Below are 1,681 nucleotides of genomic sequence, written 5' to 3'. Positions count from 1 at the left end.
GCGCTGCGCCTGCTCGGCGCTGGGTTGGTGGCGCTCTCGGTCGTCCTAGCCGGCCGCATCGGTGCCCTGGCAGTGCCACGGGGTCACGCGTCGATCTGGACACCCATCCTGACGGCCGGGACTGCCGCACTCTTCCTGGTCAACCCGCTGTTCGGAGCCATGGAGATCAACGGCGAACTCATCGCCGTCACGCTGGTCCTGCTCAGCACCGAGCGCGTACTACACGCCCGGGCCGCGACCACCCCCAGGTCCGCCACATGGATCCTGTTCACCGCGGGGGCAGCGGCGGCAGCCGCCGTACTCGTCAAGCAGAACGAAGTCGACGCCCTGGTCCTGACAGCGGTGCTGGCGATCGGAACCGCCCGACACCGAGGAGTCGCGTTCGCCGGCCGCGAGGTGGCAGCCGTCGTCGCAGGGGCGGTCGTGTGCGTGAGCCTGGTCCTCGCCCACGCCCTCACCCTGGGAACCACCCTGCCCGGGCTGTGGGAGGCAGTCGTGACCTTCCGCATCGACGCCTCCGCGGTCATCAACTCCTCCGCCAGCCCAGCCACCTCAGCACGGCTGGTCAACGTTCTGGCCTCTCTGGCCATCAGCGGCGCCCCGGCCATCGTCGTACTGTTCGCGCTACGGCTGCGCAGACGAGCCGCACCCGGGGGCATGGACCTGCGTCCACCCGCACTCGCGCTCCTCGGCTGGGAGTCCGTCTCGGTGGTCGCCGGCGGGAGCTACTGGTTGCACTACCTGCTTGTCCTGCTGCCCGGTCTCGTCCTGGCCGTGGCCGCCGTCTGCGCCAGCACCAGCAAGGCCGTCGACGTGCCCCCGGTGCGTTCGCCGCGACCGGTGCCAGCCTCGCTGCTGGCTGTGCTGGGCTACGCCACGGTGGCGAGCCTCGTGGCGATCGGCGTCCTCGGCGCGAGGCCGTCCACGTTCGGTGGAGGCGATCTCGTCGCCTCGTGGCTCTCGGCACACACCCGGCGCGGCGACACCGCCGTGATCGCCTACGGGCACCCCAACATCCTGCAAGCCAGCGGGCTCAGCAGTCCCTACCCCGAGCTCTGGAGCCTGCCTGTCAAGGTGCGCGATCCGCACTTGGCCGAGTTGACGAGTCTCCTGGCCAGCTCGTCGCGCCCCGACTGGGTCGTAACCACCGGAGCGGGCCTCGACGCCTGGGGAATAGACGCATCCACCGCAAGCGCCGCACTGTCCGCGCACTACGGCGACGTGGCCGTCGTCGACGGAAGCCACGTCTTCCACCAGCTGACACCACTCAATGCCGCCACCGACGCGGCACCCGTCCCGTGAACCCCACCCCAAGAACAACCATGACCCGCAGCCGACAGACGGTCATCGTCATTCCCACCTACAACGAAGCCGACAACATCAACGACCTGCTCCACCGCGTCCGGCAGTCGTCGCCGACAGCGCACGTCCTGTTCGTTGACGACCAGAGCCCCGACGGAACGGCCGAACGGATCCGGGAGGCGGCCCGCGAAGACGGTCGCCTCTTCCTGCTCGCCGGAGGCGAGAAACTGGGGCTCGGTGCGGCGTATCGCGCCGGGTTCGGTTGGGCCCTCGATCACGGCTACGCAACGGTCGTCCAGATGGATGCCGATCTCTCCCACCCGCCGGAAATGGTTCCTGCTCTGGTGGCCGCCCTGGACGGCGCCGACATCGCGGTCGG

General features: G+C 69.7%; 2 protein-coding genes. Both read left to right on the top strand.

Annotation, left to right across the window (positions count from 1 at the left end; all coding sequences use genetic code 11):
* On the top strand, nt 1-1,302 hold a 1,302-nt coding region (locus tag RMO85_RS17400), incomplete at its 5' end, for a hypothetical protein (RefSeq protein WP_310529981.1).
* 20 nt (nt 1,303-1,322) lie between these two features.
* Nucleotides 1,323-1,681: glycosyltransferase (locus tag RMO85_RS17395; RefSeq protein WP_310529980.1), on the top strand; the 359-nt coding region annotated here is incomplete at its 3' end.

Origin of the sequence: Nocardioides sp., from assembly GCF_031422975.1 — a bacterium.
Classification (GTDB): domain Bacteria; phylum Actinomycetota; class Actinomycetes; order Propionibacteriales; family Nocardioidaceae; genus Nocardioides.
Note: the sequence above shows the minus strand (reverse complement) of the source record. Positions and strands in the feature narration are given on the sequence as shown.